General features: G+C 76.2%; 17 protein-coding genes. 8 read left to right on the plus strand and 9 right to left on the minus strand.

Features of this window, described 5'->3' with window-relative positions; genetic code table 11:
• The first annotated feature begins 112 nt into the window (after nt 1–112).
• A complete protein-coding gene (locus ABD994_RS23110; RefSeq protein WP_425550113.1) occupies nt 113–1,231 on the plus strand; it encodes an LCP family protein in 1,119 nt (372 codons plus the stop codon).
• Nucleotides 1,232–1,240: 9 nt separating this feature from the next.
• Here ABD994_RS23110 and ABD994_RS23115 read toward each other — a convergent pair whose 3' ends face one another.
• Nucleotides 1,241–2,917, minus strand: a complete 1,677-nt coding sequence (locus ABD994_RS23115) for an NAD-binding protein (protein ID WP_345420818.1) — start codon at nt 2,915–2,917, stop codon at nt 1,241–1,243.
• A 34-nt stretch (nt 2,918–2,951) separates the two neighbouring features.
• On the opposite strand from ABD994_RS23115, the gene xylB reads away from it, so the two are divergent.
• Entirely contained in the window at nt 2,952–4,343 is a 1,392-nt protein-coding gene (xylB, locus tag ABD994_RS23120; protein ID WP_345420822.1) for a xylulokinase, read from the plus strand.
• A 158-nt stretch (nt 4,344–4,501) separates the two neighbouring features.
• Nucleotides 4,502–5,011, plus strand: coding sequence for an Hsp20/alpha crystallin family protein (locus ABD994_RS23125; protein WP_345420825.1), 510 nt, complete (start codon nt 4,502–4,504; stop codon nt 5,009–5,011).
• Nucleotides 5,012–5,274: 263 nt separating this feature from the next.
• Here the strand turns inward: ABD994_RS23125 and ABD994_RS23130 are convergent, their stop codons facing one another.
• From ABD994_RS23130 to ABD994_RS23145, 4 genes are all read right to left on the minus strand, one after another.
• Nucleotides 5,275–5,628, minus strand: coding sequence for an SCO6045 C-terminal-like domain-containing protein (locus tag ABD994_RS23130; protein WP_345420828.1), 354 nt, complete (start codon nt 5,626–5,628; stop codon nt 5,275–5,277).
• 4 nt (nt 5,629–5,632) lie between these two features.
• On the minus strand, nt 5,633–6,457 hold the full coding sequence (locus tag ABD994_RS23135; RefSeq protein ID WP_345420831.1) for an MbnB/TglH/ChrH family RiPP precursor modification enzyme: 825 nt from the start codon (nt 6,455–6,457) through the stop codon (nt 5,633–5,635).
• Nucleotides 6,454–7,374 carry a TIGR04222 domain-containing membrane protein gene (locus ABD994_RS23140; RefSeq protein ID WP_345420834.1) on the minus strand — a complete coding sequence of 307 codons (921 nt, stop codon included), beginning with the start codon at nt 7,372–7,374 and terminating at the stop codon, nt 6,454–6,456. The genes ABD994_RS23135 and ABD994_RS23140 overlap by 4 nt, the downstream gene beginning before the upstream one ends.
• 136 nt (nt 7,375–7,510) lie before the next feature.
• The gene (locus ABD994_RS23145; RefSeq protein ID WP_345420838.1) at nt 7,511–9,208 is read right to left on the minus strand and encodes a DEAD/DEAH box helicase; all 1,698 of its coding nucleotides are present in this window, start codon (nt 9,206–9,208) and stop codon (nt 7,511–7,513) included.
• A 38-nt stretch (nt 9,209–9,246) separates the two neighbouring features.
• Between ABD994_RS23145 and ABD994_RS23150 the strand changes: the two genes are divergently transcribed.
• Entirely contained in the window at nt 9,247–10,347 is a 1,101-nt protein-coding gene (locus ABD994_RS23150; protein ID WP_345420841.1) for a M4 family metallopeptidase, read from the plus strand.
• Nucleotides 10,344–10,646 carry a protealysin inhibitor emfourin gene (locus ABD994_RS23155; protein WP_345420847.1) on the plus strand — a complete coding sequence of 101 codons (303 nt, stop codon included), beginning with the start codon at nt 10,344–10,346 and terminating at the stop codon, nt 10,644–10,646. Before ABD994_RS23150 ends, ABD994_RS23155 begins: the two co-directional genes overlap by 4 nt.
• Nucleotide 10,647: 1 nt before the next feature.
• Here ABD994_RS23155 and ABD994_RS23160 read toward each other — a convergent pair whose 3' ends face one another.
• From ABD994_RS23160 to ilvD, 3 genes are read right to left on the minus strand one after another with little or no spacing between them, the layout of a single operon-like run.
• Nucleotides 10,648–11,379 (minus strand): hypothetical protein, encoded by a 732-nt coding sequence (locus ABD994_RS23160; RefSeq protein WP_425550111.1) that lies wholly within the window; start codon nt 11,377–11,379, stop codon nt 10,648–10,650.
• Nucleotides 11,380–11,425: 46 nt separating this feature from the next.
• On the minus strand, nt 11,426–11,848 hold the full coding sequence (locus tag ABD994_RS23165) for a GNAT family N-acetyltransferase (RefSeq protein WP_345420850.1): 423 nt from the start codon (nt 11,846–11,848) through the stop codon (nt 11,426–11,428).
• Nucleotides 11,841–13,529 carry a dihydroxy-acid dehydratase gene (ilvD, locus tag ABD994_RS23170; protein WP_345420853.1) on the minus strand — a complete coding sequence of 563 codons (1,689 nt, stop codon included), beginning with the start codon at nt 13,527–13,529 and terminating at the stop codon, nt 11,841–11,843. Before ilvD ends, ABD994_RS23165 begins: the two co-directional genes overlap by 8 nt.
• Before the next feature lie 229 nt (nt 13,530–13,758).
• Here ilvD and ABD994_RS23175 point away from each other — a divergent pair, with 229 nt between their 5' ends.
• The 3 genes from ABD994_RS23175 to ABD994_RS23185 all read left to right on the plus strand — a co-directional run bounded on the left by ABD994_RS23175 (nt 13,759) and on the right by ABD994_RS23185 (nt 15,696).
• On the plus strand, nt 13,759–14,199 hold the full coding sequence (locus ABD994_RS23175) for a hypothetical protein (RefSeq protein WP_345420856.1): 441 nt from the start codon (nt 13,759–13,761) through the stop codon (nt 14,197–14,199).
• 112 nt (nt 14,200–14,311) lie between these two features.
• Entirely contained in the window at nt 14,312–14,866 is a 555-nt protein-coding gene (locus ABD994_RS23180) for a YceI family protein (RefSeq protein ID WP_345420859.1), read from the plus strand.
• Between the two features lie 140 nt (nt 14,867–15,006).
• The gene (locus tag ABD994_RS23185) at nt 15,007–15,696 is read left to right on the plus strand and encodes a hypothetical protein (protein ID WP_345420862.1); all 690 of its coding nucleotides are present in this window, start codon (nt 15,007–15,009) and stop codon (nt 15,694–15,696) included.
• On the opposite strand, the gene ABD994_RS23190 is transcribed toward ABD994_RS23185, so the two are convergent.
• On the minus strand, nt 15,611–16,648 hold the full coding sequence (locus ABD994_RS23190; protein ID WP_345420865.1) for a YihY/virulence factor BrkB family protein: 1,038 nt from the start codon (nt 16,646–16,648) through the stop codon (nt 15,611–15,613). The genes ABD994_RS23185 and ABD994_RS23190 overlap by 86 nt on opposite strands.
• Nucleotides 16,649–16,713 lie beyond the last annotated feature (65 nt).

Consider the following 16,713-nt stretch of genomic DNA (forward strand, 5'->3'; position numbering starts at 1 on the left):
CGGGCGCGCGCGACCCCCGTCCGGGCCGCCGCCGACCCGGGTCGCGCCCGGCGGGCCGGTCGGCCCGCCCCCGGGGCCGCGCGGGGAGCCGCGCCGCGTCCTGCTGATCGTCCTGGCCGTCGCGTCGGCGCTCGTCCTGCTGGTCAGCGGCGGGGTCCTGCTCGCGGCCCAGGGCATCGACGCCGGCCTCAGCCGCGTCGACGTCGTGTCCGACTCGGCGGGCGCGGCGGTCGGCGCCGACCAGGACATCCTGCTCGTGGGCCTGGACACCCGCACCGACAGCCTGGGCAACCCGCTGCCCCGCGACCAGCTCGCGGCGCTGCACGCCGGCGCCGACGACTCCGGCGGCGACGAGACCGACACCCTCATCGTCCTGCACGTCCCCGGCGACGGCGGCCCGGCGACGGGGTTCTCCATCCCCCGCGACTCCTACGTCGAGCTCCCCGACGGCTACGGCAAGCACAAGATCAATTCGGCGTACGCGTACGGCGCGAACGCCGCCCGGCCCCGCCTCGCGCAGGACGGGGTGTCCGGCAGCGACCTCGCGGTCCAGGCCGGGGCGGCGGGCCTGCGGACGACGATCGGCGCGGTCCAGTCCCTGACCGGGCTGACCATCACCCACGCCGTGACGGTGAACCTCGCCGGGTTCGCCGCGATCAGCCAGGCGGTCGGCGGGGTGCCGGTCTGCCTGGACGCGCCGGTCGACGACCCGTTCTCGGGCGCGCGGTTCCCCGCCGGTCCGCAGACGGTCTCCGGCGCCCAGGCCCTGGCCTTCGTGCGGCAGCGCCACGGCCTGCCCGGCGGGGACCTCGACCGCGCCCGCCGCCAGCAGGTCTTCCTCGCGAGCATGGCGCACACCGTGCTCTCGTCGGACACGCTGACCGACCCCACCCGGCGCGCCGCGCTGCTCGACGCCGTCGACCGCGCGGTCACCGTCGACCGCTCGTTCGACGTCCTCGGCCTGGCCACCCAGCTGCCGGCGATCAGCTCCGGGACGATCGGGTTCCACACGATCCCCGTCGTCGACGCGAGCTACCGGACCCCCCAGGACGGGGACGCGGTGCAGGTCGACCCGGCGGCGGTGCAGCGGTTCGTCGCAGACACGATCGCGGGGTCGGCGCCGGCGGCGTCGGGCCCGGCCCCCGCAGCGACCGGACCGTCCCCGACTCCCGCCGCTCCCACCACCCCCGCCGCGCCCACACCCCCCGCGGCCGTGCCGTGCGTCCACTGACCGGCCCGGTCACACCGCGATGCGGGCCGCGCAGCGGGCGTGCACGTCGACCAGACCGTCGCGGGTGGCGGCGACGACGAGGCGGTCGCCGACCTTGAGCCGGCGCTGCGGGCGGGGCGGGCACTCGAGCACGGCGTCCTCGCCCGAGCCGCGGTAGACACCGACCACGCGGACCTCGCCGGCGCTCTCCGCCACGCCCGCGGGCAGGCCGGCGAGCAGCGCGCTGCGCCCGATCGGCACGTCGGCGAGCAGGAGCACCGAGCGCCCGACGGGGACGGTGGCGACCACCTGGTGCTCGCGCATCGCCGCGGCGAAGGCGGGCGCGGCCAGGAAGGAGACGCTGCGCGAGACGGCCACCTCGAGCGTGCGGTCGACGCGTCGGGCGAGGTCGTCGTCGCGCAGGCGCAGCACGACGCGCAGCCTGGCGCGCAGCGAGCGCCCGACCAGCCCCGTCTCCAGGTTGGCGACGTCGTCGCGGCCGACCGCGACCAGTGCCCGGCAGTCGGCGACCGACGCCGCGTCGAGCGTCGTGCGGCGGGTGCTGTCGCCGACGATCACCGGCACGCCCATCCGCCGGACCTGCGTGACGCCGGGCCCCTCCTCGTCGTCGACGGCGACCACCGGGACGCCGCGCTCGTGGAGCTGCTCGACGACGCGCACGCCGACGTTGCCCAGCCCGACCACGACGACGTGGCCGCGCCGGGGCCGCGAGCGCTGCGGCGTGCCGGCGAAGCGGGCGCTGACCGCGGCGTCGACGACGACGGCGGTGACCAGCGGGATGATCGCGATCCCGACCACCGTGACCAGCGCCTGGATGGTCCGGGCGACGGGCGTGACGTGGGTGTCGGGGTCGGCGGCGCCGGCGGAGTCGAGGACGGTCAGGAACACCGCGTCGCCCCACGACAGGCCGGCGAGCGTCGCGAAGGCGACCGTGCCCAGCACCAGCAGCCCGATGAGGCCGAGCGTCGCCTGCGCCAGCGAGCGGGTCATGCTCGCCCGCGCGCGCAGGTAGGCCCGCGTCAGCACGCGGCGCCAGATCGCGCGGCGGGTGCCGACGATGCGGCCCTCGCGGTGCACCGCGACCCGGGCGAGCACCAGGTCGGTCTCGCCCTCGGAGGGCAGCAGCACCGGCTCGCCGGCGTCGGGGCGGCGCGCCAGGCCGCAGACGATGCGCTCGGGGCGCACGCCGTCGCGGTCGGCGACGACCATCGGGTAGCCCGGCAGGTCGACGGACTGGCGGGTGGTCACCCCGACCGCCGCGGTGACGAACGCCGGCGCGGCCGTCGCGGACACCGAGAGCACCGTGGCCGTCGGCAGCAGCATGCGGATCCGTCCGGCGAGCGCCGGCGCGTGCAGGCGGACGACGAGGCGCGTGGCCGGCGCGAGCTCCTGCACCCGCAGCGCCCGGTGGATGTTGACGACGTCCTCGCGGTGCACCAGGGCCACCGCCGTCGCGTCGGCGACGCCCGCGGCGACGAACGCCTCGTCGTCCGGCTCGCCCACCTCGACGACCTCCACCCCGCGGATCGCGCGGAGCCGGTCGAGCACCGCGCCGCCGGGCGTGGTGAGCACGACGACGTCCGTGGTCCCCCGCCGCGCCTGCCGGACGAGCGCCTCGACCATCCGCAGGGAGAGCATGTCCTCGCCGCAGACCACGAACCGTTCCCGGAACCCCCCAGTGGTCACGACGCGGAACCCTAACCGTGGCACGGTGACGACCATGGCGCCTTCGTACGTCGCCGGGGTCGACTCCTCGACCCAGGCCACCAAGGTCCTCGTCGTCGACCCGTCGGACGGGACGGTGGTGCGGGAGGCCCGCCGGCCGCACCCCGAGGGGACGGAGGTCGACCCCCGCGCGTGGTGGGACGCGCTGGCCGGGGCGCTCGGTGAGGTGGGCACCGACGACGTCGCCGCGATCGGTGTCGCGGGCCAGCAGCACGGCATGGTGCTGCTCGACGCCGACGGGCAGCCGGTGCGCGACGCCCTGCTGTGGAACGACACGCGCTCGGCGCCCGACGCGCGGGCGCTGATCGACGAGCTGGGCGGCGCGGAGGCGTGGGCGGAGGCCGTCGGGACGGTGCCGGTCGCGAGCATCACCGCGACCAAGCTGCGCTGGACGTCGCGGGCGGAGCCGGAGGTCGCCGAGCGCGCGCAGTCGGTGATGCTGCCGCACGACTGGCTGACCTGGCGCCTCGCCGGCTCCCCGGACGGCGCGACCACCGACCGCGGCGACGCCTCGGGGACCGGCTACTGGTCGACCGTCACCGGCGAGTACCGGCCCGACCTGCTCGAGATGGCGTTCGGCCGCGGGCTCGACGTGCCGCGGGTCGCGTCGCCGGGCGAGGTCGTGGGGCGGACGCCGGACGGGCTCGCGATCTCGGCGGGCACGGGCGACAACGCCGGGGCGGCGCTCGCGATCGGGCCGGGGCCGGGCGAGGTCGTCATCTCGATCGGCACGTCGGGCACGGTGTTCACCGGCCACGACCGGCCGACCACCGACGCGTCCGGCCTGGTCGCCGGGTTCGCCGACGCGCGCGGGGGCTACCTGCCGCTGATCGCGACCCTGAACGCCGCCCGCGTGCTCGGGGTGGGCGCGGGCCTCCTGGGCGTGGAGTTCGAGGAGTTCGACGAGCTCGCGCTGGGCGCCGCGCCGGGCGCCGACGGGCTGGTGCTGCTGCCCTACCTCGACGGCGAACGCACGCCCGACCGCCCCGACGCCCAGGGCCGCTACGTCGGGCTGACCACGGCCAACGCGACGCGCGAGAACCTGGCCCGCGCCACCGTCGAGGGGATGCTGTGCGGCCTCGCCGACGGCGTCGACGCGCTGCTGGCCCAGGGCGTCCCGGCGCGCCGGGCGCTGCTGATCGGCGGGGGCTCGCGGTCCCGGGCCGTCGCCACCCTGGCGCCCGAGGTCCTGGGCCTGCCCGTCGAGGTCCTGGCGCCGCAGGAGTACGTGGCCCTCGGCGCGGCCCGCCAGGCGGCCTGGGCGCTCCAGGGCGAGGAGCCGGGCTGGACGGTGGCGCGCGAGTCCACCCGGGACGTCACCGACACCTCGATCTCCGAGCAGGTCCGGGCCCGCTACGCCGACGTCCGCGACGGCCGCGCTCGGTAGGGGCGTTGCGAGCAACGGGGCATTGCTGGCGCTGGACGCCAGGATCGCCGCATCCTCGGAGCGCGACACGCCGAGCGGGAATTGAGTCGAGTCCGCTCAGGTTGCATGAGTCGTAGGCCCGCAAGGCCGGGCCGCCTTCGACACCTGGAGGACTCACCATGAGCACCCTGATCCCGTGGGGCCCGCGTTTCGTCGACCCGTTCGCGTTCGCCCCGACCCTGTTCCGCCGCCCGGCCACGAGCCGCGCGCCGCAGGCCTGGTTCGCGCCGACCACCGACGTCGTGCGTGACGGCGAGGACGCCGTCCTGCGCGTCGAGCTGCCCGGCGTGGACGTCGCGAAGGACGTCACCGTCGAGGTCGACGGCGACCGCCTCACCGTCCGCGGCGAGCGCCGCGAGGAGAACAGCGGCGAGGGCTGGCGCGAGAGCCGGACCGGCTCCTTCCGCCGCATCTTCCGGCTGCCCGGGCACGTCGCGGCCGACGCGGTCACGGCGTCCTACGACGCCGGCGTGCTGACCGTCCGCGTCGCCGGCGCCCACGCCGAGGCCACCGAGCCCGGCGCCCGCCGCATCGCCATCGACGGCGTCCCGTCCGCGGACGCCCCGGAGTCCGCGGAGGAGACCGGCGAGCAGGCCGGCTCCGACGAGTCCGGCAGCGCCGCCGCCTGACCCGCCCCCGCCTGACCCGCCCCCGACCGCAGCGAACGGGCTGTTCGCTGCTTCTAGGGGGACGAACTCCCCGTTGATCACCCGCTGATCAGCGACCCTGGCGCCCGCGGGACCACCCCGGTCCCGCGGGCGTCGTCGTGCCCGGGGTCGAGTGATCGTGGTGGATTTCCTGACGATGGACGTCAGCGTGGACGCCACGCTGATACCTCACGCGCCCCGCCCCCTCGGCGTGTCGTGTCGCGAGCATGTGGCGATCCTGGCGCTCAGTGCCAGGAACGCCCCGTTGCTCGCAGGCCGCGCCAGCCACGGCGGGCGCGGGGAAGGGTGCCGTCGGCGCGGACGGACGCGACGAACGCGTCGGCGTCGGCGTGCGTCGACGTGCCCGTCCGGCGGGGGTTGCCCCTGATCCAGGCGTCGAGGCGCGGCGCGAGGTCGGCGCCCAGGGCCTCGGCGACGTCGGGCGGGAGCAGGCGCACCAGCACCCGGCGGCGCTTCGCCCGCAGCGCCCCGGCCTCGAGCGCCAGGCGCTCCGGCGCGATCCCCGCCGGCGCCGGGCCGTCGGCGACGAGCGCGGCCAGCAGCGCCGCCTGCCGCGCGGCGAGCTCCTCGCGACTCACCGGCTCACACCCGCACCCGCGAGTGCACGGCCCGCAGCGCCGCCAGCTCGGCCGCGAGCTCGTCGTCGGTCGGGTAGCGGTCGTCGCGCTCGAGCAGCACGGCCGGGGGCCGGCGCCGCGCGCAGAGCGCGTCGAGCAGGTCGAAGACCGGCGCGGTCAGCGGGTGCGCGTGGGTGTCGTGGTAGACGCCGTCGCGCTCCACCCCGCCCGCCGCGTGCACGTAGACGACGCGGTCGAGCGGCAGCTCGCCCAGCACCTCGTCCGGGTCCTGGCCGAGGTTGACCGCGCTCGCGTGCAGGTTCGCGACGTCGAGCAGCAGGAACGCGCCCGTCCGGTCGCACAGCTCGGCGAGGAACGCGCCCTCGGACAGCTCGGCGTCCGGCCACGCCAGCAGCGGCGCGATGTTCTCCAGCGCCAGCGGCACCCCGAGCACGGCCTGCGCGGCGCGGACGTTGTCGACGAGCACCCCCAGTGCCTCGCGGGTGCGGGGCACCGGCAGCAGGTGACCCGATTCCAGCCCGCCCGCGCGCACGAAGCAGACGTGGTCGCTGGCCATCGGCGCGCCCAGCGCGTCGGCGACGGCCGCGAGGTGCTCGACCCGGTCGACCCGCAGCGGCTCCGCGCCCCCGAGCGAGCACGACACCGCGTGCGGCAGCACCGGCAGCCCGCGCCCCCGCAGGGTCTGCAGCGACGCCGGCAGCGCGTCGGGGTGCAGGTCCTCGGCGACGACCTCGACGAAGTCGACGCCGGGCAGCCGCTCGACGGTCAGGTCGATCTCGCGGCGCCAGCCGATGCCGACACCGGACGGACCCTCGGGGACGGGCGTCATCCGCCGCACCCACCCCCGCCACCGCAGCCGCCCCCGCCGCCGCAGGACGAGCCCGAGGAGCAGGACGACGACGAGCACGACGACCCGCCGTCCCACCCGCCGCCACCGCCTCCGGTGATCACGGGCGCGGCGAGCAGGGCCGAGAGCTCGGGGTCGGGGTACATCGCGAGCCCGCCGAGCGCGACGAGCCCCGCGACGCCGAGGGCGCCGGCCATGACCGGTCCGCGGGCGACGCCGCCGGCACCCACGGGCACCGCGAACCGCCTGGCGCGGGCCGCCTCCAGCGTCGCGCGGCCCCGACGCGTGACGCGTCGGGTCGGGATGAGCGCGACCGCGAGCGGCAGGCACGCCGCCACGACGAGGAAGACCACGAGGAACGTCACCGACGCCCCGCGGGCGACGCCGGCCGCGAGCCGGACGACGCCGAGCAGCTCGACGAGCCCGAACGCGATCAGCGCGGCCCTCTTGGCCCGCGCCACCGCGTCGGGGTCGTGGAGCAGCCCGCGCCGGCGGGCGGCCGCCTCGAGGTCGCGCACCGCCGGGTCGCCGCGCAGCCGCGCGGAGACGAAGCCCGCCGAGCTCGCGGTCGGGTGGGTGGTGACCAGGTCGACGACGGCCTCGTCGAGCTCGCCCACGGGTGGACGCCCCGTCGGGGCGAGCAGCCGGTCGTGCGAGACCCGCAGGACGCCCGCCTCGACGAGACGGGCGATCGCGACGTCCACCGCGCGCCCGGGTCCGCCCGCCACGAGGGCCAGCTCCTCGACGCCCGCGTCGAGCGCCGGCGCCTCACCGTGGGCGGCGGCGGCCCGGCGGTCGAGACGACGCAGCGCGAACGGCGCCACGAGACCCGCCAGGATCAGCAGAAGGACGAAGATCCCGAGGAATACCGGGCCGGGGATGCCCCAGGTGTCGCCCATCGACGGCCTCCGAGGTGCGAGGGACGGACCCGCGCACGGCGGTGCGCGTAGACGCAGCGTTGCGGCCTACGACCGCGTACAGCAAGCAACGACCCTCGTTCGGCCTAGCAATCAGCTACGGAGGGTGAGGAATCGGTCAGCGACTCCGACGGCGACCGGCTCCGGACCGCGCCGAGTGCGCCGCCGCCGAGTGCTGGGACGCGGCCTGCGGGCGTCCCGACGACTCGGAGCGCTGACGCGCCGGGGCCACGGGCGTGGCCGCCGACCCGTCACGGCCGGCGCCGCTGCGCCCGCCGCGGCGCCGGGCGCCGCCCGAGCGCGACCGCCCGGAGCCACCCGAGCCACCCGACCCGCCCGAACCCCCCGATCCCCCCGCCGAGCCACCCGAGCGCGAGGGCGAGCCCGACCGCGAGGACCGCCCGCCGCCCGCCGGCTGCGGCGCCGGCTTGCGCGACGCGGACTCCGGACCGTCGGCGGGGTCGACGCGGGGCGCCGGCTCGCCGACGAGCGCCGTGATCGCGGGCGCGCCCGGCGCCACGTCGACGGTGCGGGCCTTGATGCCGGCCTTGCGCGTCATCGACGCGACCTCGCCGCGCTCGGCGGGCGCCGCGAGCGTCACCACGTCGCCGGCCGACCCGGCGCGCGCCGTGCGTCCGGACCGGTGGGTGTAGGCCTTGTGCTCGGCGGGCGGGTCGACGTGGACGACCAGCCCGACGTCGTCCACGTGGATGCCGCGGGCCGCGATGTCGGTGGCCACGAGCACGCGCACGTCCCCGGCCATGAAGCCGCCGAGGTTCCGGTCGCGGGCGGGCTGCGAGAGGTTGCCGTGCAGCTCCGTGGCCGGGATCCCGGCCGCGGTGAGCTGGCGGGAGAGCTTGCGCGCGGCGTGCTTGGTGCGGGTGAACAGCATGCTGCGTCCGCGGCCGGAGGCCAGCTCCTGGACCACGGCCGCCCGGTGCGCAGGGTCGACGGTGAAGACGTGGTGGGTCATGTCCGGCACCGGCTCGGACGCGGCGTCGACGCTGTGGGTCACCGGGTCGTGCAGGAACTCCCGCACCAAGCGGTCGACCTCGCCGTCGAGCGTCGCCGAGAACAGCAGGCGCTGGCCGTCGCGCGGGGTGCGCCGCAGCAGGCGGCGCACGGCGGGCAGGAAGCCGAGGTCGCTCATGTGGTCGGCCTCGTCGAGCACGGTGACCTCGACGCGGTCGAGGTCGACCAGGCCCTGGCCGATGAGGTCCTCGAGACGCCCGGGGCAGGCGATGAGCAGGTCGACGCCCTGGCGCAGCGCCTCGGCCTGGCGGCCCTGGCCGACGCCGCCGTAGACGACGGTCTGGCGCAGGCCGAGCACCTCGGCGAGCGGGGCGAGGGCGTCGCGGACCTGGCTGGCGAGCTCGCGCGTCGGCAGCAGGACGAGCCCGCGCGGGCGCTTCGAGACGGTGCGGCCGCCGGCCAGGCGGGTGAGCACCGGCAACCCGAAGGCGAGCGTCTTGCCGCTGCCCGTGCGGCCGCGGCCGAGGACGTCGCGGCCGGCGAGGGCGTCGCCGATGGCGGCCTGCTGGATGGGGGTGGGGTCGGTGATGCCGCGCGCGGCCAGCGCGTCGGCGACGTCGGCGGGGACGCCGAGGTCGGTGAAGGACGCGGCCGGGGCGGCGGAACGGGGACGTGCGGACGTCGGGATGTCGGGGACCTCTCCACGGGGGTGGGGGCCGCGAGCGTCGTCCGTCCGTACGGGGAGGGAGGGGACCGCGTCTGCCGCGGTGCGCTGACGACCCAGGGGCGCCGGGTCGGCGCCTACACCGACCAGTGTCCCAGAGATCGCTCCGCCGGGACGCACGCCGGGGGGTGTCGGTGGTCTCGGGCAGACTCGTCCCCGTGATCGGCTGCCGTTGCGGGATCGCCCCACCGTCGCTGCTGCTGGCCGTCGCCGAGCGCGGTGACGCCGCGGCGCGCGACGCGGCGCTGCGCACGCTGCTGACGTCGGCGGCCCTGCGCTCGCGGCGCGCGACGCTCTCGGTGACGCTGCGCCGGTTCGGCCTCTCGCCGGCCGACGTCGCGTTCCTCCCGGCGCAGGCGCCGGCCGCCGGGCCGGACAACACGGTCTACGACGTCGCGGGCGGCGACGAGGCGGCGCTGCCCGGGCGCCGGGTGCGCGGCACCACCGACCCACCGAGCGGTGATCCCGCGGTCGACGAGGCCTTCGACGGCGCGGCGAGCACCGCCGCGTTCTACCGCGAGGTGTTCGGGCGCGACTCGATCGACGGCCGCGGGCTCGACCTCGTCTCCTCGGTGCACTTCGGGCAGCGCTACGACAACGCGTTCTGGAACGGCGACCAGATGGTCTACGGCGACGGCGGGGGCGGCGTGTTCGTCGCCGGCGGGCTCACCCGCTCGCCCGACGTCATCGCGCACGAGCTCACCCACGGCGTGACGCAGTTCAGCGCCGGCCTCGCCTACCGGGGGCAGAGCGGCGCGCTCAACGAGTCGTTCTCCGACGTCTTCGGCGCGCTGGTCACCCAGCGCGCCCGCGGGCAGGACGCGCGGGCGGCGTCGTGGCTCATCGGCGAGGGCATCCTCGAGCCGTCGCTCGGCCGGGCGCTGCGCAGCATGATCGCGCCGGGCACGGCCTACGCGGGCGACGACCAGCCGGCGGACATGGACGCCTACGTCGACCTGCCCGCCGACGACGACCCGCGCAACGACGACGGCGGCGTCCACGTCAACTCCGGCATCCCCAACCGCGCCTTCGCCGAGGCGGCCCGCACCCTGGGCGGTCGGGCGTGGGAGACGGTCGGTCCGGTCTGGTACGAGGTCCTCACCGGTGGGCGCCTGCGCCCCACGGCCGACTTCGCGGCCTGCGCCGCGCTGACCGTCACCGTCGCGGGCGAGCGGTACGGCGAGGGCTCGGCCCAGCAGGACGCGGTGCGCGGCGGCTGGGAGGCCGTGAAGGTGCGGCTGCCCGCGGACCCGCGGTGAAGGTCACCGTGGTCCGCTCCGGCGGGGTGGCCGGGATGGTCCTCACCGTCGAGGTGGACGCCGCGGCCCTCGACGCCGACGCGGGCGCGCAGCTCGCCGGGCTGGTCGACGCGTGCGAGCTCACCGACGGCGCGCCGAGCGGGGTGGCCGACGGGTTCGCCTACGAGGTCACCGTCACCGGCGACGACGGCGTCGTGCACCGGGCGCGCTTCGGCCAGGGCGGGGCGCCGCCGGGGGCGGATGCGCTGGTGGCGTGGGTGATCGACGGCCCGCACGGGCAGCGGCGGATGGGCCGCTGACTCACCAGTCGCCGAAGTCGAAGCCCCCGCCGTCGAAGCCGCCGTCGAAGCCGGGGTCCAGGCCCGGATCCATGCCCGGATCCATGCCGCCGTCGAACCCGCCGGCCATCACGTCCCCACCCACCGCGGCACCGCCGAAGCCGGAGAACAGCGCGTCGGCCAGCATGATGCCGCCGACCGCGCCGACGCCGCCGAGCAGCATCGGCTTCCACCACGGCTCGGAGTACCAGCCGGCGGGGACGGGGCGGCCGCCGACCATGCCGCCGGGGTAGTAGTGGTCGTTGCGCGACGAGGGCTGCGGCGAGCCGGTGACCTGGCGGCCGCCGACGTCGACCGACTGCTCGGAGTCCAGGGCCCCCGCACGGGAGCGCTCGGCGGTTCCGGGCAGGTCGGGACCGGGGTCCATGCCCATCGCCGTGCGGGCGGCGCGCACGTAGTAGAGGCCCTCGAGCGCGGTGTCGCCGGCCAGCCGGTACTGCTGGGCCGTGGTCGCCTGCTCGAGCTGGGAGCCCGCGGCGTTGTAGCGCTCGGAGGCGTCGGCGAGCGCCTGCTTCGACGGGTCGTCGGAGCCGGTCAGGTTGAGCACCTGCCCGCCCAGGCGGTCGTACCACCGGCGGGCCTCGGCCTCGGCGTCCCCGAGCTGGTGGCCCGCCGTGGTCCCGCGTCCCCGCCCGCGCGTGAGCACGAGGGCGATCAGGCCGCCGACGACGAGCAGGATGAGCAGAATCTCCACGATGTCCACTCTCCGGCCGGTGGCTGAGAGGCGGCTGTGAGGAAGCTCAGGACAGGCGCATGGGCACGTGCGGGATGCCGTCCTCGTCGTAGCCGGGCCCGTCGACCACGAAGCCGAGGCGCTCGTAGAAGCCGCGGGCCGCCACCTGCGCCCCGAGCACGACCGGCGCGTCGATCCCGGCGAGCACGGCCCGCACCAGCGCCGCCCCCGCCCCGGTCCCACGGTGCTCGGGCGCGGTGACGATGCGCCCGAGCCGGACCGCGTCCCCCTCCGCCAGCACCCGCAGGTACGCCGCGACCTCGCCGTCCGGCCCGCGCGTCCAGACGTGCTCCGCGGCGCGGTCGAGCCCGTCGATCTCCTGGTAGGCGCACGCCTGCTCGACGACGAACACCCGCACGCGGAGCGCGAGGACGTCGTGGAGGTCGTCGACGGAGAGCTCGGCGAAGGGGGCCCGGTGCAGCTCAGTCAAAGCCGACGACGGCACCCTGCGCCGCCGACCCGACCAGGCGCGCGTACTTGCCGAGCACGCCCGTACGGTGCTTGGGCGGCGGCGCCGTCCAGCCCTCGCGCCGGGAGGCCAGCTCCTCGTCGGAGATCAGCAGGTCCAGCGTGCGGGCGGCCAGGTCGAGCCGGATGCGGTCGCCGTCGCGGACGAAGGCGATCGGGCCGCCGTGGTCGGCCTCGGGCGCCACGTGCCCGACGCAGAGGCCCGTCGTGCCACCGGAGAAGCGCCCGTCGGTGAGCAGCAGGACGTCCTTGCCCAGGCCGGCGCCCTTGATCGCGCCGGTGACGGCGAGCATCTCGCGCATCCCCGGGCCGCCGCGCGGGCCCTCGTTGCGGATGACGACGACGTCGCCGGGCTGCAGCCCGTCCGGGCCGGACGACTCGACGGCCTCCATGGCGCCCTGCTCGCCGTCGAAGACGCGCGCGGTGCCCTCGAACGAGGCGGTGTCGAAGCCCGCGGACTTCACGACGGCGCCGTCGGGGGCGAGCGAGCCGCGCAGGATCGTCAGTCCGCCGGTGGGGTGGATGGGGTTGGACAGCGGCCGCAGGATGTCGCCGTCGAGGCCCTCCGGGCGCAGCTCCTCGAGGTTCTCCGCGACGGTCTTCCCGGTGACGGTGAGGCAGTCGCCGTGCACGAGCCCGGCGTCGAGCAGGGCCTTCATGACCACCGGCACGCCGCCGACGCGGTCGACGGTGTTCATCATCCAGCGGCCGAACGGCTTGACGTCGGCGAGGTGGGGGACCTTGTCGCCGATGCGGTTGAAGTCGTCGAGGTCGAGCTCGACGTCCGCCTCGCGGGCGATCGCCAGCAGGTGCAGCACGGCGTTGGTCGAGCCGCCGAAGGCCATGATGATCGCGATGGCGTTCTCGAACGCCTCGCGCGTCATGACGTCGCGGGCGGTGTGGCCGCGGGAGAGCATCCCGACGACGGCCTCGCCGGACGCGCGGGCGAAGCCGTCGCGGCGCCGGTCGGCCGAGGGCGGCGACGACGAGCCGGGCAGGGCCATGCCCATCGCCTCCGCGGCGCAGGCCATGGTGTTCGCGGTGTACATGCCGCCGCAGGCGCCCTCGCCGGGGCAGATGGCGCGCTCGATCTCGTCGACCTTCTCGCGGCTGATCAGCCCGCGCGCGCACGCGCCGACGGCCTCGAAGGCGTCGATGATCGACACCTCCTTGCCGTCCACCGTGCCCGGCATGATCGAGCCCGCGTAGAGGAAGACCGAGGCGAGGTCGAGGCGCGCCGCGGCCATGAGCATGCCGGGCAGGGACTTGTCGCAGCCGGCGAGCGTGACCGTGCCGTCGAGACGCTCGGCGGACACCACCGTCTCCACGGAGTCGGCGATGATCTCGCGGCTGACCAGCGAGTAGTGCATGCCCTCGTGGCCCATGGAGATCCCGTCGGACACCGAGATGGTGCCGAACTCCATCGGGAAGCCCCCGGCGCGGTGCACGCCCTCCTTGGACGCCGTGGCCAGGCGGTCCAGCGACAGGTTGCACGGCGTGATCTCGTTCCACGACGACGCGATCCCGATCTGGGGCTTGGCGAAGTCGTCGTCGCGCATCCCGACCGCGCGCAGCATCCCGCGGGCCGCGGCCCGCTCCATCCCGTCGGTGACGTCGCGACTGCGGGGCTTGAGGTCGGCCATGAGGCGAAGGTAACGCTTGTCGACCTCCCGGGCCGGGGGCAGACTCGCGCGCATGTCCGGGGAGACGCTCGAGCGGTTCTGGCCGAGCCGTCGCCCCGACGCCTACGACGAGTTCTGTCGCCGCGACGCCTGAGCGTCGGCCCCTCCCGGAGGTCCCGGCGCTCCCGCGTCCGTCCGGCCGCGCCGCCCGGCGCCCCGGAACCGGTGACCACCCCAGGAGCCCGCCGCCATGACGCCCGCCGCGATGACCGTCAGCACCACCCGCGTCGTCCACCTCGACCGCGTCGACCACGGCGTCACCAAGCCCGCGGGCGGGTCGCGCGACCTCGACGCGATGCTCGCCGACGCCCGCACCGCCGAGGCCGAGGGCGCCCGGGTGCTCGTCGTCCCCGCCGCGCCCGCCGCCGCCCCGGCCCGCCGGCACTGGCCGGCGACCGCCCAGGCGCTCGCCGTCCTGCTGGCCACGTCGTCGGCGCGGGTCGTCGTGACCGTGCCCGCCGCGTCGTGGGAGCCGGCCGCGCTCGCCCGCTTCGCCACCAGCGCCTCCGGCCTCGCCGGTGGGCGCCTCGTCGTCCGCGTCCTCGGCCCGGGGGCCGAGACGTTCGCGGCGGACCTCGCGGCCCGCTGGTCGGGCCCGGTCGTCGTCGGGGACGACGACGACCTGCTCTGACGCCTCCCGCCCGCGAGACCCCGCTCACAGCACACCCTGAAAGTTGACGTCTCAACTGTGAGTGCTAGGCTCTGCCATGACAGTTGATGCTTCAAGTCCCACGGAGGACGACATGACCGAGACCGCTGCGCCGACCCTCGAGCTCGCGGGCTCGTACCAGATCGACCCCGCCCACACGCGCATCGGCTTCACCGCCCGGCACGCGATGGTCACCAAGGTCCGTGGCTCGTTCGGCGAGTTCCGCGGCACCGCCACGATCGGCGAGGACCCGAGCCGCTCGGGCGTCGAGATCATCATCGCCGCCAACAGCCTGAACACCGGCCAGGAGCAGCGGGACGGGCACGTCCAGGGCGACGACTTCCTCGCCGTGAACGTCTACCCGGAGATCACCTTCCGCTCCACCTCGGTCGAGCGGGACGGCGACACCTACAACATCACCGGCGACCTGACGATCCGCGACGTCACCAAGTCGGTCACCGTGCCCTTCGAGTTCACCGGCCTGGCCAAGGACCCGTTCGGCAACGTCCGCGCCGGCTTCGAGGGCGCCACCACGATCAACCGCAAGGACTGGGGCATCACGTTCAACGCCGCCCTGGAGACCGGCGGCGTGCTCGTCTCGGAGAAGGTCGGCCTCGAGTTCGACGTCTCCGCCGTCAAGCAGGCCTGACCCGCCCGACGCCGCAGCACCGACACCGGCCCGCGCCCCCACCGAGGGGACGCGGGCCGTCGTGCGTACGGCGACCCCGACCACGAGGCCGGGGTCGTCCCGGAGGCCCCCGGCGGCCGGTCCCCGTGACGCTGGGCGCCGTGACGACCTGGCGCCACCTGCTCGTGTGGCTGCACGTGACCAGTTCCGTGACGTGGATGAGCACGGCCGCCGCCCTCGCGGTCCTGCTCGGGCTCTCCCGCACCGACCCCGCCGCCGTCCCGGCCGCGGTGACGATGGCCCACCACCTCGACACCGCCCTGCTCGCCGCGGCGGCCAACGCCTCGGCGACCACCGGGTTCGTGCTCGCCTGGGCGACGCCGTGGGGCCTCGTGCACCACTGGTGGGTGCTGGCGAAGGCCGCGATCACCCTCGGACAGCTCTACCTCGGGATCGCCGTGCTCTCGCCGGTGCTCGACGCCCTCGCGCGCGACGCGGCACCCGCCCCGCTCGCGCAGGTGCTCGGCGCGGCGGCGATGGCCGGGGCCGTGGCGTTCCAGGCCTGGCTCTCGATCGCGAAGCCGTGGCCGCGGACGCCGGTGGGCCGCCGCACGCGGCGGCTCCCCCGCGCCGGCACGCCGCTGCTCGCCGCCGGGGTCCTCGCGCCGGTCGCCGACCTCGGGCTGAACCTGCTCACGGGCTTCCCGACGCCCGTGCTCGAGCTGGGCGTGATCGTGACGGCGGGGGTGGCGCGCCGCCGGGCGATCACTCGGAGCGCGCGCGGTCCGGCGGCCGTGGATCCTGCGGCTCCCGCGGACGCGGCAGCTCCCCCGGCTCGTCGTCGAACGTGACGTCGACCGACTGGTTGTCCTTCTGCCGCTCGGACTCCGCGTAGGAGGCGTAGGCGCGGCGGTCGGCCACCGTGGTGTCGAGGTCGTCGGGGTACATGCTGAACAGGCTGCGCGGGTGCAGGTGCCGCGCGAGGACGCTGTCGAGCTCCGCGCAGAGCACGAACACCGAGGACGCGAGGTAGAGCCAGGCCAGCAGGCCCAGGACGATGCCGAAGAAGCCGTAGGTCGCGCTCGCGCCCGCCAGCCGCGTCCCGACCAGCCAGGTGCCGATCGAGAGCAGACCCTGCCAGGCCACGCCGGCCGTCACGGCCGCGACGAGACGGTCGCGCACGTGGCCCGCACGGGCGGGCAGCAGGTGGTAGGCCAGCAGGAACAGCACGGTGTTGACCACGACGCCGGCCACGGTGGCGACGCTGCGGCCGAGGGCGCCGAGGCCGGTGGTCTCCCCGGCGGCGGTGGCCAGCCCGGAGAGCGCGGCGGTGAGCACCACGCCGCAGCCCACCAGCAGCACGACGAGCACGCCCTTGCCGTAGGCCACGCCGATGCTCGCGCGCTCGGCCTTCGGCACGGCCCACACCTCGTCGAGCGCGTGCTGGGCGGCGTGGGTGACGCCGAGGGCGCCGTAGATCGCCACGACCACGCCGACGACGAGCCCGGTGACGCTGCCCCCGAGGGTGTGCACGTTGTCGCGGATCTGGTCGCCGATCACCGGCACGTTGCGCAGCGCCGACGACACCACCGCCTGCTGCGCGCCCGGGTCGCCGTGCAGCACGTAGCCGAGCACGGTGACCCCGAGCAGCAGCAGCGGGAAGAGCGAGACGAAGCCGTAGTAGGTCAGCAGGGCGGCGAGGTAGGTGCCCTGGTCGTCGAGGAACTTGTAGACCACGGCCACCGGCAGACCGGCCCACCGGTGCCGGCGTTGGAAGGCGTCGATCCGCCGCGAGATCCCCACCGCGCCTCCTCCCCCGACCCCCGCTTCGCGCCATGGATACCCGCCCGCGGCCCATCCCTGACCAG

Origin of the sequence: Actinomycetospora chlora, assembly GCF_039542135.1 — a bacterium.
GTDB classification, from domain to species: Bacteria; Actinomycetota; Actinomycetes; order Mycobacteriales; family Pseudonocardiaceae; genus Actinomycetospora; species Actinomycetospora chlora.